The following is a 17,819-nucleotide window of genomic DNA, read 5'->3' as shown; positions in this document are numbered from 1 at the left end:
CGTTGTCGGCGGCTTTGTTATCCCGGAGATCCGCCGACAATTCCACTGTCACGTAATGCGCCGATTTGCTGGTCACTCAGTCCCAGGACATCAGCAAGAATTTCATCGGTGTGCTCCCCTAGCTCGGGAGCAGGTTGTACTGCTTGACGAGACATGTGGCCGAACCTGAGCGGCGTACCGGCCGCCAAATGATCACCAACGCCAGATGTCTGAATTCGCTCGAAGATGGGGTTATCCAAGGAGACGCGTTTGTCTTCTTGGAGCAACTGTCGAACGGTTCGGTACGGCCCGTAAGCGACTCCATGTTGGGTAAAGTGTGCTTCGATTTCAGCCAGCGATCTTTTGATGCACCACTGTTTGATCAATGCGGCCAGCAATTCGCGACCTTCGAACCGATCAGCTTCGCTGTCAAAGTTCACTCCCAGAGCCACTTCCAAGGATTGCACTGCGTTCTGCAAATCGCAGGCTTTCACCAAGGCGCGCCATTGACGCGACGAGATGGCTACGATCATTACTCGCCGACCATCTGAAGTGGCAAAGTCGTGTCCAAAGGCGCCGTACAGGTAATTGCCAAGAGATTCACGCGGCTGCGCAATCAGCTCGGACTCCGTCAGCAGACCAAGATGAGATAGCGTCGAGAATGCACTGTCGGACAGAGCCAGCCGAATCTCAGCGCCCTCTCCGCTGCTTTGGCGACGAGCTAGAGCAGCTACGATTGCAGTGGCGGCCTGGTTGGCACAGATGACATCCCACGCAGGAAGCGTGTGATTAACCGGTCGATCGGGTGTGCCCGTCCCAGTTAACATCGGATAACCAGTGGCGCAATTAACGGTGTAATCCACCGCCGTGCTCCCATCGAAATTACCTTCGATGGTGCAAGAGATCAGATCAGGCCGAAGCTCTGAAAGAGTTTGGTGGCTCAACCAAGGCGTACCGATATTGGTCAGCAGAATGCCTCCTGCCTCACCCGGTGCCCCTACAAGACGCTGAAGCAGCTCCCGTCCTTCTGGGCGCTTGATATCCATCGCAACGGATTTCTTGGCCTTGTTAAGACTTGTCCAATAAATGCTGCGGCCCTCTGGCATCATCGGCAGACGCTGATAGTCGATACCTCCCCCAATCAGATCTACACGGATGACCTCGGCGCCCAGTTGCGCCAAAGTCATCCCGCACAGAGGTGCAGCGATGAACGCCGAGCTTTCGATCACTCGTACGCCCTTGAGCAGATCGTAATTCATGAGCGTTCAGCCCTCTGAGAATGAAGGTCGATCGCGTTCTGCCGAGTCGGCACGAGGCACGCACGCACGAAGCTCATGCATACGGTACCTTCCTGGTTAAACGCTTCGGTTCGCGTTGTCACAATGCCCTGCCCCGGCCTTTTTGCGCTTTCGCGCACTTCTGTTACTTCAGAGCGGGCATAGAGTGTGTCGCCAGGGAAAACCGGGGCACTGAGCGTGATGTCCTTCCAACCTAAATTGGCGATCGCATTGAGGCTGACGTCATCAACGGTCAGACCCAATACGATCGCAACGGTGAGCCCGCTGTTGATCAGGGGGCGACCGAATTCGCTCATTGAGGCGAAGTTGCTGTCGCAATGCATCGGGTGACGATTCATCGTCACGAGACTGAACTGGATGTTGTCAGCGTCTGTAACAGTCCTACCCGGCCAGTGACGATAAGAATCACCGACCTTGAAGTCCTCAAGAAAACGCCCGGGCATCGGAAATTGAGTTTCCATCATATTTGTCCTTGTTCTTGGAACAGCTCTGATTCGTTAGCCGAGAACGAAAGGATCCGGAGTTTCAAGTGCAGTACTGATCCAGACACTCTTGGTCTGCAGATAGGAGTAGATAGCGTTCTGGCCATTTTCATGACCGACACCCGAGCGCTTGAATCCGCCAAACGGTGCCATGTAGCTCACTGCGCGGTACATGTTCACCCAAACCATCCCGGCCTGAAGGCGCTCGGACATGAGCAGCGAGCGACGCATGTTCTGAGTCCAAACGCCGGCCGCCAGGCCATACGGCGTGTCGTTGGCTATTGCAATTGCGTCCTCCTCATCCTTGAAAGGGATGATGCTAAGCACAGGGCCGAAGACTTCCTCACGTGCGATGCGCATCTGGTTGTTAACACCCGTGAAGATCGTCGGTTCGACGAAAAGCCCATTCCCGCATTCCGGCTTTGTGGACGGGTTACCGCCGAGTCGACAGACAGCGCCTTCAGCCTTGGCGATGGCGATGTAGTCCAGAATTTTTTGATACTGCGCGGGGGTGGTTACCGGGCCAACCTGGGTAGTGGCCAACATCGGATCACCCATCTTCGCGGTGCGTGCAAAAGCGAGCAGCTTTTCCACGAACTCATCGTGGATCGACTCTTGAACGAGCAGGCGAGAACCAGCGACACATGTCTGACCCGTTGCAGCCATGATCCCACCGACCACGCCTTTTACAGCGTTGTCTAGATTGGCATCGTCGAACACAATGTTGGGTGACTTGCCGCCGAGTTCCAGAGTGACCTTTTTGAAGTTCTTGGCTGCAGACTCGTAGATTTTCTGTCCACCATATTCGCTACCGGTAAATGCGATCTTCGCCACGTCAGGATGGGTCACCAGCGGCTCGCCAACTTCCAGCCCGAAACCTGTGACGACGTTAACTACGCCTGCTGGGAAGCCTGCCTTTTCAACGAGCTTCGCTAGTTCCAGTGCCGATGCGGAGGTGAATTCGGACGGCTTGAGCACAAACGTATTACCCGCCGCCAATCCAGGGGCAAGCTTATTCACGGCCAGCAATAATGGAGAATTCCAGGCGGTAATGGCTACACAAACGCCAAGAGGCTCATAGCGGGTAAAGGTGAAGGTGTCGGCTTTGTCGATAGGCAATACCCCGCCTTCGATCTTGTCAGCAAGGCCGCCAAAATAATAAAAATACTGAGGCAGGTAGCGAACCTGTCCACGCATTTCGGCGAGCAGCTTTCCGTTGTCTGCCACTTCAGTGGCGGCAAGATGCTCCACGTTTTCTGCGATCAGATCGCCCAGTCGGCGCAGCAATTGCCCCCGCGCGCTTGGTTTCATCTTCGACCATTCAGGAGAGTTGAACGCAGCTTTCGCTGCAGCCACGGCACGCTCGGCATCGGCTGCACGACCACGGGGCATGGTCGCCCAGGTCTCGCCTGTATAAGGGTTCTTGGTTTCAAAGGTTTCGCCCGCAGCGGCATCAATCCATTCACCACCAACGTACATTTTGTAATTAGTCATTTTGATTCCCGTGATCTCTGATTGGTTAGATAACTTTGCTGGCTTTAAGCGCTTGTAGGGCTTCAGGAGAAACACCTAGGAGCCGGCTCAACACCTCCTCAGTACTCGACCCAAGCGAGGGGCCGGTGGAGACAAAAGCAGCGGGCGTTTCGGAAAGACGAGGCATCGCATTGGGCAGAACAAGCTCGCCGATACGCGGGTCTTGTACGCGGATCAAGTTCTCGCGCTCTGCGAATTGAGGATCTTCAAAGATATCCGCGATGGAGTTCACAGGGCCGGCCGGAACCTGACCTTGCACACACACTTCAAGAAGTTCTTCCTGGGTGAAACCGGAAACCCAAAGTGCGACGAGCGCATTGATCCTCGCTCTCTCCTTCACACGATCAGGGCTGGTTGGGTATTCGATCGCGAGTTCTGGCGTGCCCATTGTCTGCGCGAGACGTTGAAACATCCGATCATTGCTGCAGGCCAGCGCGATCCATTTCTCATCCTTCGTCTGGTAGTGGCTATGCGGTACGACGTTAATAGTGTCGGCACCCATGCGTTCACGAACGAATCCATACTTGGCATATACCGGTGCGATTTCATCCAGAAGCCTGAACACCGATTCGTAAAGTCCAATATCGACGTACTGACCAATCCCGCCAGCTTGAACGGAACGAAGGGCCAGCAAGACGCCGATCGCTCCCCACATGCCTGAGATGTAGTCAGCAAGTGAGGTAGAGCCAGGTACGACTGGCGGGCCGTCTTTCTCGCCCGCGAGAAAAGCGAGGCCACCGAATGCGTGCGCGATGCGAGCGAATCCAGGTTCACCTCGCTTTGGGCCAGTTTGACCGTAGGCGCTGACTCGCAGCATGACCAGCTTGGGATTGATCGCTCGCAGAGACTCAAAGCTGAGGCCCCACTTCTCCAGCGTTCCTGGACGGAAATTTTCCAGAACGACGTCCGACTTGGCCACAAGCTGTCGAAACAGGTCAGCACCTTGTTCGGAGCGTAGATCGAGCGTAACGGACTTCTTATTCCTGGCTTCACTGAGCCAGACCATGCTGTCGCCGCATTCAGTAGGGGTACCAAATTTGCGGAGGGTATCCCCGCCTTCCGGTTGCTCGATCTTGATGACCTCCGCACCGAAATCCGCAAGGATGGTTCCGCAAAACGGAGCTGCAACGAACGTAGCGATGTCCAGAACGCGGACACCGGCCATAGGCTGATTGTTATTTGTCTGGCCCAATTGAGATTCCTCAGATGCAGTTCATCGACTGGCGCAGGGAGGTGCACCGGCGAGCTGAGAAAATCGTAAAAGAATGCCAATGAAAGAACTAATTGAATAATCATTTTGATTATTCAATTTACGAGATCAATGGCTGTAAAGGTGAATATCAGATATGTGGGCGCTGAATTTAGGCGCCAATTGCTCCCTTCGTGTGAAATGCCACAAGCAGAGAAGCCTATGGCTGTTCTCGAACCCCGACCAGTCGTCTAGATCGCACCGGCATCAGATGCCAGTGGTGGCAGTAAGCGCACGGCATGCGCCGCGAGGCGGCGCATTTGCGTGACCGTCAAGCCATCGCGTGCCTGAATCGACATTCCTTCAAGCATCGTGTTTAGCGCACCGGCCAATGATTTCACCTCCGTACGCGCGGGCAGCTGGCCATCCGAGATAGCGCGCTTTAGGCGTTTGACGAACAACTCTTTTCCTTCTTGGCGCAGCGCTTCGATAGCCACTCGAACTTCGATAGAGTCCTCTGACACGCTGACTGCGGCCGTTGCCACCAAGCAGCCGCAAGGTGCTTTTGGCGACAGCAGAATGCGAGCGGACGCATCGAAGAAGTTCGCGATTGCACTATGCACGTCGCGCTCAGCGTCCAGGGCTTGCCAAGTAGGATGCCAGTACTGGTGCTCGTAGAAATCCACTGCCTCTAGAAACAGCTTGGCTTTGTTGCCGAAGGCCGCATAGAGGCTGGGCGGATTTATTCCCATTGCAGTGCATAGCTCGGCCACCGATGCCAGCTCATAGCCGCGCCGCCAGAAAACGTCGAGGGCCTGGGTCAGCGCATGGTCGCGATCAAAGCCACGCGGACGCCCTTTGTTACGCGTAGAGGGGGGATTAGATCCGGTATCCGACATGGTTTGTTGAGCCTCGTGTTTAACAACCAACTTGACTTCATCTATAGCGGTCACTATACAATAGTGATATCTGTAACGACCACTACGTATATGTAGCTTCAGGTACCAAGTGCGCAACGGAGAGCGGTCAGGAGTGAATCGTATGCGACAAAAGAAAGGTGCTTGTATCCACGGGGTGTCCGTAGGGGCGGAGCCGTGATCGACTTGGTCATGAATCAGACCGCATCACTGATAGACGTGCTGCGCGCGTATGGTTCGTACGGAGCCATTTTGTTCGCAGCCCTATACCTGTTGGCCACGCTGGCCTTCATGCCTGCCTCGCCACTGACAACTATCGCCGGTTTTTTGTATGGGCCACTGTGGGGCACATTGCTGGTATTACCAGTAGCCGTAGTGTCGGCCACGTTGGCTTTCTTCATTACGCGTTACATGGCGGGGCCTTGGGCACGACGCTGTCTCGACCGGAAACCTCGACTAGCGGTGGTTGATCAGGCAGTAGCCCGAGATGGTTTTCGCATCGTACTCCTGCTTCGGCTGGCCTCTATCGTGCCGTTCGCTCCGCTGAGCTATACGCTCGGCGCTAGCAGTATGAGGGGCCGCAGTTTCGTGCTGGCGTCCTGGTTGGGACTACTGCCCGGCACCTTCCTTTATGCCTATCTGGGGTCGCTGGTCTCCGATGTCGCACAACTTATTCGCGGCGAGGTGCCTGTGAGTACTTATTCGCACTGGCTGTCGTGGGGCGGTCTGGTAGCAGCATTGTTGGCGCTGTGGATCATTGCCCGCTTCGCACGACAGGCAATCCATCAATCAACTGTTGAAGGTTCGAACGATGAGCAAGCTGTTTGAATCCCTAACTCTGCACACCAAGGGCGATCGCGGGATTTGACCCCGATACCCGCGGAGACCCCCACCTTTTTTTCAAAGCTACTCTCAACCAACCAGGAGCAACACCATGAACAAGCCCACCTATGTGCAGGAATATCAGGCCATCGTTGAGGTACTGAATAAGTACAACGAAGGCTGCAAGCAGGCCAAGAGCAGCATCATGAAGCCCGCTTTCAGCGAGCAAGCAACAATCTTCGGTGTTGACGCAGACACCAAGCTGGTTGGTGGCCCGATTCAAGAGCTGTTCGATGCCATCGATAATCCGCCATTCCGCCCCTCGCCTGAAGCCCGCGGCGCAATCGTCAGGATCGATATAGTGGGTACCGCAGCTAGCGCTCGCATTGACACCAATGACGTCTCGGGCTTTTGCTTCACCGATTTCTTCAACCTGTTGAAGGTCGAAGGTCAGTGGACTGTCGTCAGCAAGATCTACCACACCCACGTGGCTCCGTAACCAGCTTTTGGGTAGCCCACGCCCGCATCGTCGGATGCCGGGCGCTTCCTGGTCTATATCCACGACGTCTAAGACCGGAGTGGTGGGCACTACCCCGAAAGCCCACCCTAAGCAAAGGAATCGACGATGACCCAGATCTTTATTGTGGGCGGTGCCGGTAAGGTCGGTCGCCTCCTGTCCCAGCATTTGAATAAGCGCGGGCACCGGGCCTTAGCGCTGTATCGGAACCCGGATCAGACCGAAGAACTAAAGGCGCTGGGCGCTACCCCGGTGCTCGGCAGCCTGCTAGAACTCGACGTCGAGGGCTTGGCCGCGCTTATGGCCGGCAGCGACGTGGTGGTCTTTTCCGCTGGCGCCGGCGGCAAGGGCGGCCCGGAGATGACCAACGCCATCGATGGCCTTGGCCTGGAGCTAGCGGTAATGGCGGCGCAGAAAGCCGGCATCCGGCGTTTCTTGCTGGTCTCGGCCTTTCCCGAATCGTTCCGCGGCAAGCAAGTTTCGGAGACCTTCGAGAACTATATGGCGGTCAAGAAGCTGGCCGACGTGCACTTGGCCGAGAGCGATTTGGACTGGGTGATTCTGCGGCCAGGCACGCTGCTCGAAAGCCCCGGCACCGGCAGGGTGCGCACCGGCTTGGCGATCCCCTACGACGAAGTGCCGCGCGAGGATGTAGCGGCCACGCTACTGGAGATCATTGAGCGCCCAGCCGTGAACCGGCTGATTATCGAACTGACCCAGGGCGACACCCCGGTGGGCGAGTCCGTGCAACGGCTCGCGCGTCCATGAGCGAGGCTAATCCACGTCTGGAGGGGACGACGCTGCTCCTGGTGGGGGCCACTGGCCTGGTCGGGCGTCACGTGCTCCAACTGGCGCTGACCGACCCGCGGATCGCTGCGGTGGTGGCGCCGACGCGGCGCAGCTTGCAGCCCCATGCCAAACTATCGACACCGCGCATCGATTACCAGCATCTCGATGAAGATGCGCCTTGGTGGCGCGCCGACGCGGTGATTTGCACTTTGGGTACCACTATTCGTACTGCTGGCTCGCAGGGGGCGTTCCGCCAAGTCGACCATGACTATCCGCTGGCCGTGGCGCGGCTTGCCTGCGCCCAGGGCACGCCGACCTATGTGCTTAACTCGGCGATCGGCGCCGACGCCGGCTCACGCTTTTTCTACAACCGGGTCAAGGGCGAGCTGGAGCAGGACTTGCGCGATCTAGGCTTCGACAGCCTGGCCTTGGTACGCCCTGGCGTGATCGGAGGCCATCGCAACGAATTCCGTCTCGGCGAGCGGCTGTTGGTAGCTATGTTGAGGCTAGCGGGGCCGCTGCTGCCCAAACGTTGGCGGCTCAACCCAGCGGCCAACATAGCCCGGGCACTCCTTGACGCGGCCCTAGTGCCCCAGCCCGGCGTGCATATCGTGCCCGCCGAGTGGATGGTCTGAGTTTTTAACCCTTTGCACTGAAGTCACGCCGGCTACGGCGTGTCAGGTGTCCAGCAATGCCTTCGGTTCACTAAAATGCCGTGATCGACACCCGGGTGTTCAGCGATAGACACTGGCAAGAGACCACGTCTTCGAAGCCAAAAGCCGAGGGCTGGAGGCGAAATTACCAAGCTTAATGCGCAAATGTGGGAGCTTCGGGTGACTGAAATCCAGTTCAACGAATCGCCGGATAAACAAGTCTCAGCTAGTGCCAGTCAGTTAAACTGACTGGCACTAGATTCCACGGGCCCTTTTGCATTCAAGATAGCTCGATCAGCAAAACATCGTCGTTATCAGTCGTCTGAAATGTTCAATGCCTTAGTGAGAAACAACTGAAGACTATTATGACCATCGACGATCAGACCTCGTATTAACTCTTGATAGCGTTCAGCGGTACCTAGGTCTTGTAGATCGAAGCTTGCAGACCAATTGATGAACGTCTTGGACTGCCCTGTAAGTGAGGCCAATTTCACAGTGGCGACATAGTTATCAAGCGGTAAAGGGGCTTCCTCGAAGCGGTAGCACAACGTTAAATTGCGATCATCGACCGATAACAAACGCTCCCTGACAACTGCGCCATCGGCCAGTGTGAGTTTACGAATACAACCAACCAATCCGTCAGGTTGGTTGTCCTCAATACTGCTTTCGACAATCGATGGATGCCATTTATGAATCTCGCCAAATTTCTTCAACACGCTCCAAACATGTGCTGCATCGCCGTCTAAGACAGCAGAAAACTCAACAATCGACATCGTGTATCTCCTTTCAAATTATCTACTTTGGAAACAGCTAACCTCGGCTCAAATACAGCGCACGGAGGTGATGATGTGAACACCCGGTTTCTGCTCAAGGGCTGACTCAAGCAGCACCAGGGCGATCCGCGACGCGGGATTAAGTTGCCAGCGAACGGGTAACAATCTTCCGGCCAGGCCCAGAAAAACGACCAGTGCTCGCCCACCCAACCGCAGTTCGTCGCGCGATGCTCACCCCTCGAACTGGTGATAAACCTTGGCGATCACCTTCCAGGTGCCGTCAATTTTGATCAAAGTCAGGTAGTCGTTGTAATCAGCGCCGATCGCATCCTTCTCCATGTCGACACGTACCACGGCAGTCGTGGGTGTGATCGCCAGCACGTCGACTCGGGTAGTGATTTCGGGGGCATCACCGTTCTTCTGAACGAAATCAAACAGATTCTTGATCGGGCCGCCAAGCAGCTCACCATTAGTGAAACCGTACATCACGGCGTCTTTATGGAAAGCTTGCGCAACGCCTTCTGCGCTGCCCACACGCAGACCTTCAACGTACAGATTGGCGGTAGCGATGACAGCGTTGTACTCGGAGGTTGGTACTGCCTTGATGTTCTTTGACATGGTTCTCACCTTTCATTGGGGACGAGGTGCAGCACACCTCGCGAGAAGCGCTCGAGCGATCAAGCGCTCGGGTGGGTGTGGTAAATCTTGCTGACGATCGTCCACTTGCCTTCTACCTTCAGCAGGTTGAAGAAGTCGGTGAAGCGAAATCCCGAAACGTTGTCGGTATCGACGCGAGCACTGGCGGCAGTGCCCACGATGTCGATGCGAACGATCACGGCTTTGGCTTCGGGAGATGGACGGAAAGAGTTGTCGATGACGTCGTACAAATTCTGGATCGCGCCGCCGACGAGCTTGTCGCCGTCGACCCCAAACATGGTGGCCTGCTCGTTGAACGCGGGCTTCATCAAAGTGCTGTCAGCCTTTGCACCACCTTCGTTGTACTGGCTAAGTACGTCGACGATCGCGTTGTATTCCTGGACGTAAGTTGGATTGCTCATGATGGACTCCTGATTGAAAGATTTTCCGATTACCCATCAGGTCTGGATGGGCGCAGCATGGCCAACCAACGATCACCAATCCTGGCGAGTCGGCGAGATAATCAGATCGTTGACGGTGACGTTTTCCGGCTGATTGAGCGCATAAATCACGGCACGGGCGATATCGTCGGGCGCAATGGCAATCCGGTTCAGTTCCTGAGCCGCCTTACGCCCTTCGGGATCACTAACCTTGTCCGCCCAGCCGGTATTGATGACGCCGGGACTGACGGTGTTGACGCGGATGCCATGCTGCACGCCCAACTCCTTTCGCATGGACTCGGTCATGGCCTGGACGAAAAACTTGGTAGCGCTGTAAACACCCGCCGCCGGCCCAACCTGGTGACCTGCGACAGAGTCCATGTTGAGAATCTGCCCGGACTTCTGTTCCAGCATGAATGGCAGTACCGCAGCAGTAGCGTTGAGGTAGCCCTTGATGTTCACATCGATCATCTTTTCCCAATCCTGCACGGCCAGATCGACCCAGTTGGAAAAGAGCATCAGGCCAGCGTTGTTGACCAGAATGTCCACGGCGCCGTAGGTGTCTTGTGCAAACTTCGCGAGAGCTTTGGTTTGATCCAGATGGGTGACATCGGTAGTGAACGCGACCACGTCGCTCCCTGCCACACGCAGCTCGGCAACAAACGCTTCAAGCTCTTCCTTATCGAGTGCTGCTGCCACGACGCGAACGCCCTGTGCGGCCAATGCGCGGGTGGTGGCAGCACCAATGCCGGAAGACGCGCCAGTGACGATTGCTACTTTGTTTTGCAGATAATTCATGCTCAGTACCCCTTTGCGTTGAATGCTGTTGTGACGGACTTCCCCGCGCCTGGCTGGCGCAAGGGCACGACTCAGTAACTTGCCGTTGGCCAATCGGTGTAGCCCTTGGCACCTCCGCCGTAGTAACTCTCGCGCGGAGCGATGGTCAGCTCGGCACCACGACGCAAGCGCTCTACGAGGTCTGGGTTGGCAATGAATAAGCGGCCAAACGCCACGGCATCAATCCGCCCTTGCGCCCGGCGCTCCAGCGCCATATCCAGGTCATAATTGTTGTTGCCAATGAACGGCCCTTCGAACTGCGCACTCAGCGCGTCCAGATCCACTCCTTCTGGAACGGTGCGAGAAGTGGCGGTTGCGCCTTCGACGAAGTGCAGATAGGCCAGGTTAAATCTGTTCAGCTGCTGAATCAGGTAGCCGTAGGTCGCCATGACGTTACTGTCAGGGGGCGTATTGCCTGCGTCAGGCGTCACCGGTGACAGGCGGATACCGACCCGGTCACTGCCCCAGATCGCTACCACTGCTTCGGTGACCTCAAGCGTCAGCCGCGTCCGGTTCTCGATGGAGCCGCCGTATTGGTCAGTGCGCTGGTTGGTGGAATCACGCAAGAACTGGTCGAGCAGATAGCTGTTGGCAGAATGGACTTCCACACCATCAAAACCGGCTCGCTTGGCATTTTCTGCCGCATGCCTGTACTGCTCGATGATCCCCGGGATCTCTGAAGTCTCAAGGGCGCGAGGCATGGACACTTCGACCATGCCCTTGTTGGTGTAGGTGGTACCTTCGGCCTTGATTGCCGAGGGTGCCACCGGCGCCTCGCCGTTTGGCTGTAACTCGACGCTGGAAAAGCGGCCCACGTGCCATAGCTGGCTGACGATTTTGCCGCCTGCCGCGTGCACCGCGTCGGTGACTTTTTTCCAGCCTGCGACCTGTTCTTCCGACCAGATCCCCGGCGTCATGGCATAGCCACGGCCCTGAGCAGAAATGTTCGTGGCCTCGGCGATGATCAAGCCTGCGCCTGCACGCTGGGCGTAATAAGTGGCGTGCAGTTCATTCGGCACCCCGTCTTCTGCCATCCGGCTGCGTGTCACCGGAGCCATGACGATACGATTAGCCAGTTGCAAGGCGCCCATCTGCGCGGACGAGAAAAGGTCGGTGTTATGACTGTAATCAATCATGCTGAATACCTCGACTACTAGACCGGTCGTCTAGAAAACCAGTTAAAAAAAACGCCCCTAGGCCAGCAGGCGCTTACTTGTGATCAGTGCGGTTTCAAAGGGAGCCGTGGTCTTCTTGACCTTGACCAACAGCGAGGCGCCAAGCCATAGCTGGTACAGCGATTCGGCTAATGTCAGTGCATCCTGGGTCTGCGAGATGGAACCATCGGCCATGCCCTGCTCAACACAACGCGTGATCCGCTGGATGATCAGCGCGGTGCCTTCTTCCAGTACCGTGCGCATGTCTTCCGATAAGTCGCAGACTTCAGCGCCCAGTTTCACCACCAGGCATTTCTCCTCGGGATGATCAAACGCTTGTGTCTTTGCCCAGTAGTGCAGATAGCCCAACAGCCGCTCGGCTCCGGTTCCTTCAGCAGCCATCACGATATCGACGCGCCCGATGTACTCCTGAAAATATTCTTCAAGCAGCGCCTGGCCGAATTCCTCTTTCGAACGAAAGTAGTGATAGAACGACCCTTTGGGTACGCCCGCGGTTGTCAGTACTTCTGACAACCCCACGGCGGTGTAGCCCTTGTTGGTCATCAGCGACTTGGCCACGTCGATGATGTGCTGGCGCATGTCTTGGATAGGTTTCTTCATAGGAAAGGCAGCCTACACCAAACTAGACCGGTCGTCTAGAGGCTCCTGCCCGTGTCTCATGAATTGACCGAGCAGTTAGCGTTTCCTGTCGGACGCCTTCTCGCGGATTGCTATGCTTTTTGCGCCGCCGGATTGACTCGTGAAGGCTCAAGGGCCGCCCTCTCCCACTTGGCGATTACCAAGGGTGCGATGGCATTACCCAGTACGTTCAGCGTGGTGGTTCCGCTATCGATAATCCTGAAGATCCCCGCGATCAGCGCCACCCCTTCCAATGGAAGACCGGCAGAAGCCAATGTCGCAGACAGAATAATGATGGCAAACCCAGGCACCCCGGCAGCACCTTTGGAGGTCAGCACCATCGTGACCACCAGCAGAATCTGCTGGGAAAGCGACAGGTCGATACCATAGAGCTGTGCGACAAAAATCGTAGCCACGCCAAGGAAAATCGACGCACCATCCAGATTGAACGCATACCCCACCGGCACCACAAAACTGACGATACGGCGCGGAACGCCATAGCTCTCCAGTTTGCTCATCAGCTGCGGCATTACCGCTGCCGACGCGGCACTCGAGAACGCAAGAATCAGCTCATTTCGGAAGTACTTGATCAGCTTGAAGATGTTCTCGCCGATCAAATAGCAAATACCGCCGAGTACCACCAACGCAAAGACAATCAGTGCCAGGTAAACCACACCGATCAGCTTGAGCAAGGGCAATAGCGAGGCAAAGCCAAAGGTCGCAACGGTAGCGCCTATCATGCCAAATACACCGATGGGTGCGTACGCCATGACGATTGAGACGACTTTGAACATCGCATCGGAAATACCCTGAACCACCGCGACCACTGGCGCGCTTTTCTCTCTGGGTAGCGAGTTCAAGGCCATGCCGAACAACACCGCGAAGAACAGCACCGACAGCAGCTTCGCTTCCGACATCGCCACAAAGACGTTGTCCGGGACAATGTTCTGCACAATCACGAGGGCGCCCTTCGAAGGTTCCATCGTGATGGACGCAGAGCTATGCGTGATGCCCGAAATATCGGTTCCCGTGCCAGGCTCGAAGATGTTTGCGAAACACAGACCCATCACAATCGCCAGGCCGGTGATCGCAAAGAAATATCCCAGCGACTTCATGCCCATACGGCCAAATGACTTGTTATCTCCGCCTCCTGCGATGCCCAGGATCATGCAACAGAACACGATCGGCACGACCACCATCTTCATCATCTTGATGAAGATATCGCCAAGTGGTTTCAGGATTTCCGCACTGACCCACGATTGATACTGCGGATGCGTATTGAAGTACCAACCGACGAGCACGCCAAGCAACAGCCCGGCAATGATTTGCCACACCAAGGGAATACGTTTCATGTCTAGCCTTCTTGTTGGAATGAAAGGACTGCGTTAATTGGCAGTTGCTAGATTCATGAGCTTCCAGCTCACTTGAATTCAAATGGCACAACGCTGTTGTGCCAACACTTTTCTTATTTTGCGAAGAGCTGGCTCATATCCTTGAACGCCTTGAATTCAAGGGCATTTCCACAAGGGTCAAACAAAAACATGGTGGCTTGCTCGCCCACCTGCCCTTTGAAACGAATGTAGGGTTCGATCACAAACTCAGTGCCAAAGGACTTGAGGCGCTCGGCCAGCGCTTCCCATTGTTCCCAGCCCAAAATGATGCCGAAGTGCGGAACAGGTACGTTGTGGCCGTCTACCGGGTTGCTATGGACGCTTTCCTGGGAAGCGGTTTTTGGGTGTTCGTGAATAACCAGCTGGTGGCCATAAAAATTAAAGTCGACCCATTGGTTGCTGGAACGACCTTCTTCCAGGCCGAACACTTCGCCGTAAAAGGTGCGTGCGCCAGCAAGGTTGTAAACGGGGATTGCCAGGTGGAAAGGCGAGAGGCTCATCAGAACTCCAATACAGTTTTTGTTGGTGAAGGACGGAGCGTATGAATGCTGGCCGTTGGTTTTTCACGACGCTTCAAGATCCGCCGCCCCACCGACATCGGCTCAAAGGTTCGGGCTGTTGTCGGGGGATAGCCACATCGTAGAGCGGCAAACCAAACAATAAAATCAATATAAATTTCTTAGAAATACAATTAATATTTGTGAATGATCAAAGAACTCAAGACACTCATTGCTGTAGCTCGTGAAGGCACTTTCGCTGCTGCCGGGAACAAGATCGGTCTCACCCAGGCTGCCGTGAGCGCACAGATTCAGCGCCTGGAGGCCGAGCTTGGCTTCGAGATATTCGACAGGAAAGGACGCTCGGCCCACCTCAACAGGATGGGCCATCAGATACTTCTACAGGCGCAAGAGCTGCTTCGCCTCTACGACAATCTGGGCTCTACCACGGTCGGACTTCCCGCGAGCATTCTGGTGAACATCGGTGCAATCGCTTCCGTCCAGCGCTCCTTTTTACCGGACGCCCTGGCCAAGTTTCACCAACAATGCCCGCAGTGCCGCACACGAGTAATCCCCGGGCTGTCGATGGAGTTGGTCAACCTGGTGGATGCCGGCGAAATCGACATGGCGGTGATCATTCGCCCGCCCTTCTCGCTTCAAAGCGATCTGCGCTGGACGACCCTGGTGCTTGAGCCCTACCGTCTGATCGTGCCGCGGGATGTGCCGGGAGAAGATTGGTCGCAACTGCTTTCCAGCCAGCCGTTCATTCGGTACGACCGGTCATCCTTCGGGGGCAGGCAGGTGGATCGCTTCCTGCGGCAGATGCATTTCACGTTGCGGGAGGTTTGCGAGCTGGATGAACTGGAGGCGATCATCAAGCTGGTTGAAAATGGTGTAGGCATTGCGCTGGTGCCACAGACGGCAACCCATCAGGAATGGCCCGCCGGTGTACGAGCGCTCGACCTCGGCCAACACACTTTCCATCGAGATATCGGGCTCGTGCACAGGGCTCGGCGAAGCTTTACCGAACCGGTACGCATACTGGCTCAACTTATCAGTGAGCAGGTTTCGCCTGGTTCCGAATGAAACCCGAACAATAAAAAGGGCCCTCGAAGGGTCATCCCGGCCTCGAGGTATCTACGGCTATCTCAACCGCATCAAGGCCGGCGCAGCGAACTTCGCCTACGGGGCATTTAAGCACTCTATAGATCTCAAAAATCACCTGCATCGTTGCGTCTTCGATCGTTCCTTCATTACGGCATAAAACCCAGCCGTGATCTGCAATCGCTTGCTCGAACGCCTTGGTACAAGCGACATGCTCTTCCAGGTTATGGATCACCGTACTGCCCAACCCACGAGATCGTGCCGCTGCCCTCGCCCATGAAATTTCAGGGGCGGTGACAACCCCGACATGCAGGTCTGGCACTCGCACGTTTCGATCAATGTTCAACCGTAGAATCTCTGCAAACGGGACTATCCGGCGAAAGGCGGCATCAGACGGGTACCAGCGATCGATCAGGATGATGCTGCCCGGTGGCTGTTTTGCCAGCACGTGCTGGGAAATCCAGGTACGGCTATCAGCAAAGCGCTCACAAACCCTCAACTCCAAATCCCGGGTGGGATTTCTGACGAGTTTGTTAACGAGAGCCATTGTTTCACCCCTATAGGGATCGCTTTTTTTCTCGCAAAGGCGGATCACCTTCTTGTTGTCTGCCCTCAGTACTTTCGTAACGGCCTCCAACAGTGTGGTTTTGCCGGCTCCCTTGGGCCCATCTAGAGAAACAAACAGCGGACGATTCATTCTTCACATAACGATTGATATACGGTTTTTTTTGCCCGGTTCGTTCGCTGGAACCGCTTGGCGCGACTACGCGAATCGAGTGGAGGGCCCTTATGAACAGACATTGATGAACACTCTAACTCAGTTTCTGGCTAACGGATCTCAAAATCCAGGCGTCCTCGCCACCTGAGACACTGCGACTCGCTGGTACTGAGGCCGTCGCAGCCCGGCTCGTCACTAATGCGACGAGACATAGATTGATGGCGTGGACGGCGCAGGCAACGCATAGGTAGCCTTCATCCATTCGATCTCGGCCTGGGGCGTTCGGCCAAAGAAGCGGATGCCCTGCGCTAAAAATTATGGATCAGCAATACTTATTGCTGAGCCATAGTGTTGCCGAAGATGGTCCAGGATGCGATGACGGCGAGCTTGAATTGGCGCCTGTCATCACCCACACCCTGCCGCTGGAGCGAATCAACGAAGCGTTCGACCTGACGCATGAAGGCAATCGATCTGCACCATCGCCTGGTGCATGGCCCCAGGCACTTTCGTCTGACCCCATGAAACGGAGAAGCCAACGTGAACACCTTGAAACTTCACCCTGCACTGGACAACGGTATCCAACCTGCCGCCGCGAATTTCACCGGTGGCACCCTGCAATGCCTGTGTGCGACCGACAAGGTCGAGGTCAGGATCGACGCACAAACCCTGCATAACCACGCGTGCGGCTGCAGCAAATGCTGGAAACCGCAAAACGCGATATTCTCCGTCGTTGCCGTAGTCCCTCGGGATAAGGTCAGCGTCACGGCCCACGCTGAAAAGCTGGAAATCGTCGACGAAACCGCCACCATCCAGCGGCACGCCTGCAAGCAGTGCCACGCCCATCTCTTCGGGCGCATCGAGAACAAGGACCATGCGTTTTATGGCCTGGACTTCGTCCACACCGAGCTCTCTCCCCAGAGTGGATGGGCTGCGCCGGGCTTCGCAGCGTTCGTATCCTCCATCATCGAAACCGGCACACCGCCAGCGCAGATGAAGGCGATCCGTGAGCGCCTGCGCTCGATCGGCCTGGAGACCTATGACTGCCTGTCGCCGGACTTGATGGACGCACTGGCGACTCATGTCGCCAAACAGAAAGGTCTGCTCCCCGCCGCCTGATTGATCGGCCGCCGCGGTTTCTTCGTCGGACCGCGGCCCCGGCATCCCACCACTGAATGAGCCGAATACAACGGCTCGGGATGCTCGGTCTTAAACAACCAAGCTGACCCGCCCCTTCCCTCACGTAGCCAGCCTCCGCTATCCGTGCGGCAGACTGCATGAGCGCTGCAAACGATTTGCTGCCGCTCCAGGGTACGGAAAAGGTAGTGCGCAGCTGATCCCCAGTGGCCTGCCGCCCTCGCCAGTACATGCGCGACACTCTCCAGAGGAAGCTTGCCCGCATACACTATGATCGCAAACCACGTTGTTCCGGGGCAGATTCAAGGTTTCGAATT

At 56.0% G+C, this 17,819-nt stretch carries 21 protein-coding genes and 1 pseudogene; 6 read left to right on the top strand and 16 right to left on the bottom strand.

The features are described from left to right. Window positions 1-17 precede the first annotated feature (17 nt). From ACA067_RS15200 to ACA067_RS15180, 5 genes are all read right to left on the bottom strand, one after another. A complete protein-coding gene (locus ACA067_RS15200; protein WP_497462518.1) occupies window positions 18-1,238 on the bottom strand; it encodes a CoA transferase in 1,221 nt (406 codons plus the stop codon). After that, complete coding sequence (locus ACA067_RS15195; protein ID WP_497462517.1) at window positions 1,235-1,738, bottom strand: MaoC family dehydratase; 504 nt, start codon at window positions 1,736-1,738, stop codon at window positions 1,235-1,237. Before ACA067_RS15195 ends, ACA067_RS15200 begins: the two co-directional genes overlap by 4 nt. Before the next feature lie 36 nt (window positions 1,739-1,774). Beyond that, window positions 1,775-3,259 carry an aldehyde dehydrogenase gene (locus ACA067_RS15190; RefSeq protein ID WP_497462782.1) on the bottom strand — a complete coding sequence of 495 codons (1,485 nt, stop codon included), beginning with the start codon at window positions 3,257-3,259 and terminating at the stop codon, window positions 1,775-1,777. Window positions 3,260-3,278: 19 nt separating this feature from the next. Next, entirely contained in the window at window positions 3,279-4,484 is a 1,206-nt protein-coding gene (locus ACA067_RS15185; protein ID WP_497462516.1) for a CaiB/BaiF CoA transferase family protein, read from the bottom strand. 248 nt (window positions 4,485-4,732) lie between these two features. Beyond that, a complete protein-coding gene (locus ACA067_RS15180; RefSeq protein WP_497462515.1) occupies window positions 4,733-5,380 on the bottom strand; it encodes a TetR/AcrR family transcriptional regulator in 648 nt (215 codons plus the stop codon). A gap of 210 nt (window positions 5,381-5,590) precedes the next feature. Between ACA067_RS15180 and ACA067_RS15175 the strand changes: the two genes are divergently transcribed. From ACA067_RS15175 to ACA067_RS15160, 4 genes are all read left to right on the top strand, one after another. Further along, window positions 5,591-6,226, top strand: coding sequence for a TVP38/TMEM64 family protein (locus ACA067_RS15175; protein WP_497462514.1), 636 nt, complete (start codon window positions 5,591-5,593; stop codon window positions 6,224-6,226). Between the two features lie 106 nt (window positions 6,227-6,332). Further along, window positions 6,333-6,719: a nuclear transport factor 2 family protein gene (locus tag ACA067_RS15170; protein WP_497462513.1), complete on the top strand. Its 387-nt coding sequence runs from the start codon at window positions 6,333-6,335 to the stop codon at window positions 6,717-6,719. Window positions 6,720-6,845: 126 nt separating this feature from the next. Continuing rightward, window positions 6,846-7,505, top strand: coding sequence for an SDR family oxidoreductase (locus tag ACA067_RS15165; protein ID WP_497462512.1), 660 nt, complete (start codon window positions 6,846-6,848; stop codon window positions 7,503-7,505). Next, window positions 7,502-8,161 carry a Rossmann-fold NAD(P)-binding domain-containing protein gene (locus ACA067_RS15160; RefSeq protein WP_497462511.1) on the top strand — a complete coding sequence of 220 codons (660 nt, stop codon included), beginning with the start codon at window positions 7,502-7,504 and terminating at the stop codon, window positions 8,159-8,161. Before ACA067_RS15165 ends, ACA067_RS15160 begins: the two co-directional genes overlap by 4 nt. Window positions 8,162-8,493: 332 nt before the next feature. Here the strand turns inward: ACA067_RS15160 and ACA067_RS15155 are convergent, their stop codons facing one another. From ACA067_RS15155 to ACA067_RS15120, 8 genes are all read right to left on the bottom strand, one after another. Then, the gene (locus ACA067_RS15155) at window positions 8,494-8,952 is read right to left on the bottom strand and encodes an SRPBCC family protein (protein ID WP_497462510.1); all 459 of its coding nucleotides are present in this window, start codon (window positions 8,950-8,952) and stop codon (window positions 8,494-8,496) included. Window positions 8,953-9,183: 231 nt separating this feature from the next. Further along, on the bottom strand, window positions 9,184-9,570 hold the full coding sequence (locus ACA067_RS15150) for a nuclear transport factor 2 family protein (protein WP_497462509.1): 387 nt from the start codon (window positions 9,568-9,570) through the stop codon (window positions 9,184-9,186). Between the two features lie 59 nt (window positions 9,571-9,629). Beyond that, the gene (locus ACA067_RS15145; protein ID WP_497462508.1) at window positions 9,630-10,010 is read right to left on the bottom strand and encodes a nuclear transport factor 2 family protein; all 381 of its coding nucleotides are present in this window, start codon (window positions 10,008-10,010) and stop codon (window positions 9,630-9,632) included. Window positions 10,011-10,082: 72 nt separating this feature from the next. Then, entirely contained in the window at window positions 10,083-10,826 is a 744-nt protein-coding gene (locus ACA067_RS15140) for an SDR family oxidoreductase (protein WP_497462507.1), read from the bottom strand. Window positions 10,827-10,897: 71 nt separating this feature from the next. Beyond that, window positions 10,898-12,001, bottom strand: a complete 1,104-nt coding sequence (locus ACA067_RS15135; protein ID WP_497462506.1) for an alkene reductase — start codon at window positions 11,999-12,001, stop codon at window positions 10,898-10,900. 57 nt (window positions 12,002-12,058) lie between these two features. Continuing rightward, the gene (locus tag ACA067_RS15130) at window positions 12,059-12,640 is read right to left on the bottom strand and encodes a TetR/AcrR family transcriptional regulator (protein WP_497462505.1); all 582 of its coding nucleotides are present in this window, start codon (window positions 12,638-12,640) and stop codon (window positions 12,059-12,061) included. A 110-nt stretch (window positions 12,641-12,750) separates the two neighbouring features. Next, on the bottom strand, window positions 12,751-14,010 hold the full coding sequence (locus ACA067_RS15125; RefSeq protein ID WP_497462504.1) for a cation:dicarboxylate symporter family transporter: 1,260 nt from the start codon (window positions 14,008-14,010) through the stop codon (window positions 12,751-12,753). 113 nt (window positions 14,011-14,123) lie between these two features. Continuing rightward, window positions 14,124-14,549, bottom strand: a complete 426-nt coding sequence (locus tag ACA067_RS15120; protein WP_497462503.1) for a VOC family protein — start codon at window positions 14,547-14,549, stop codon at window positions 14,124-14,126. A gap of 204 nt (window positions 14,550-14,753) precedes the next feature. Here ACA067_RS15120 and ACA067_RS15115 point away from each other — a divergent pair, with 204 nt between their 5' ends. Beyond that, window positions 14,754-15,632 carry a LysR family transcriptional regulator gene (locus ACA067_RS15115; RefSeq protein ID WP_497462502.1) on the top strand — a complete coding sequence of 293 codons (879 nt, stop codon included), beginning with the start codon at window positions 14,754-14,756 and terminating at the stop codon, window positions 15,630-15,632. A gap of 31 nt (window positions 15,633-15,663) precedes the next feature. Here ACA067_RS15115 and ACA067_RS15110 read toward each other — a convergent pair whose 3' ends face one another. The 3 genes and pseudogenes from ACA067_RS15110 to ACA067_RS15100 all read right to left on the bottom strand — a co-directional run bounded on the left by ACA067_RS15110 (window position 15,664) and on the right by ACA067_RS15100 (window position 16,826). Continuing rightward, complete coding sequence (locus tag ACA067_RS15110) at window positions 15,664-16,347, bottom strand: dTMP kinase (RefSeq protein ID WP_497462501.1); 684 nt, start codon at window positions 16,345-16,347, stop codon at window positions 15,664-15,666. Between the two features lie 216 nt (window positions 16,348-16,563). Then, window positions 16,564-16,665 (bottom strand): annotated as a pseudogene (locus ACA067_RS15105) (AraC family transcriptional regulator); the annotation flags it as partial. A 35-nt stretch (window positions 16,666-16,700) separates the two neighbouring features. Next, window positions 16,701-16,826, bottom strand: a complete 126-nt coding sequence (locus tag ACA067_RS15100; RefSeq protein ID WP_497462500.1) for a hypothetical protein — start codon at window positions 16,824-16,826, stop codon at window positions 16,701-16,703. Between the two features lie 79 nt (window positions 16,827-16,905). Here ACA067_RS15100 and gfa point away from each other — a divergent pair, with 79 nt between their 5' ends. Further along, window positions 16,906-17,484 (top strand): S-(hydroxymethyl)glutathione synthase, encoded by a 579-nt coding sequence (gene gfa / locus ACA067_RS15095; protein WP_497462499.1) that lies wholly within the window; start codon window positions 16,906-16,908, stop codon window positions 17,482-17,484. Window positions 17,485-17,819: the final 335 nt, after the last annotated feature.

The sequence above is a fragment of the Pseudomonas sp. LBUM1674 genome, from assembly GCF_059695635.1.
Note: the sequence above shows the minus strand (reverse complement) of the source record. Positions and strands in the feature narration are given on the sequence as shown.